Below are 1,010 nucleotides of genomic sequence, written 5' to 3' on the forward strand. Positions count from 1 at the left end.
TTGAAGCTCTGGGGCTCACGGTTCTTGGTGTAACAACCTATGCTCAAATGAGTGATTTTAATAAAAATACAAATAAAAATGGCACGCAATCGGGAACTAAGTCAAGTCCGCCTAGCGACCATAAAGTAAATAGATCATCAAAAAGGAATAAAAGATAGGAGTTCAGGATGGCTAAAAATAAAAGAAGCATAGACAACAATCGTTATATTATTACCAGTGTCAATCCTCAATCACCTATTTCTGAACAATATCGTACGATTCGTACGACCATTGATTTTAAAATGGCGGATCAAGGGATTAAAAGTTTTCTAGTAACATCTTCAGAAGCAGCTGCAGGTAAATCAACCTCGAGTGCTAATATAGCTGTTGCTTTTGCACAACAAGGTAAAAAAGTACTTTTAATTGATAGTGATCTTCGTAAACCGACTGTTAACATTACTTTTAAAGTACAAAATAGAGTAGGGTTAACCAATATTTTAATGCATCAATCTTCGATTGAAGATGCCATACAAGGGACAAGACTTTCTGAAAATCTTACAATAATTACCTCTGGTCCAATTCCACCTAATCCAGCGGAATTATTAGCATCTAGTGCAATGAAGAATTTGATTGACTCTGTGTCCGATTTCTTTGATGTTGTTTTGATTGATACTCCACCTCTCTCTGCAGTTACTGATGCTCAAATTTTGAGTAGTTATGTAGGAGGAGTGGTTATTGTTGTACGTGCCTATGAAACAAAAAAAGAGAGTTTAGCAAAAACAAAAAAAATGCTGGAACAAGTTAATGCAAATATATTAGGAGTTGTTTTGCATGGGGTAGACTCTTCTGACTCACCGTCGTATTACTACTACGGAGTAGAGTAATTGGAATAAACTTGAATCAAATAAAAGACAGAAATTTGTAGAAGAGGAGAGCAAATGATTGATATTCATTGCCATATTTTACCGGGTATAGATGATGGAGCTAAAACTTCTGGAGATACTCTGACAATGCTGAAATCAGCAATTGAC

2 protein-coding genes are annotated in these 1,010 nt (G+C 35.5%); both read left to right on the forward strand.

Translation table 11 applies throughout. The annotated features are described in order from the left end of the window. The first annotated feature begins 167 nt into the window (after nucleotides 1-167). Nucleotides 168-863, forward strand: a complete 696-nt coding sequence (locus AB0N03_RS52585) for a polysaccharide biosynthesis tyrosine autokinase (RefSeq protein ID WP_300883823.1) — start codon at nucleotides 168-170, stop codon at nucleotides 861-863. Between the two features lie 54 nt (nucleotides 864-917). After that, the coding region (locus AB0N03_RS52590) for a CpsB/CapC family capsule biosynthesis tyrosine phosphatase (protein WP_364389065.1) at nucleotides 918-1,010 on the forward strand (93 nt) is incomplete at its 3' end.

This window comes from Amycolatopsis sp. NPDC051061, assembly GCF_040682935.1.
Classification (GTDB): Bacteria; Actinomycetota; Actinomycetes; order Mycobacteriales; family Pseudonocardiaceae; genus Amycolatopsis.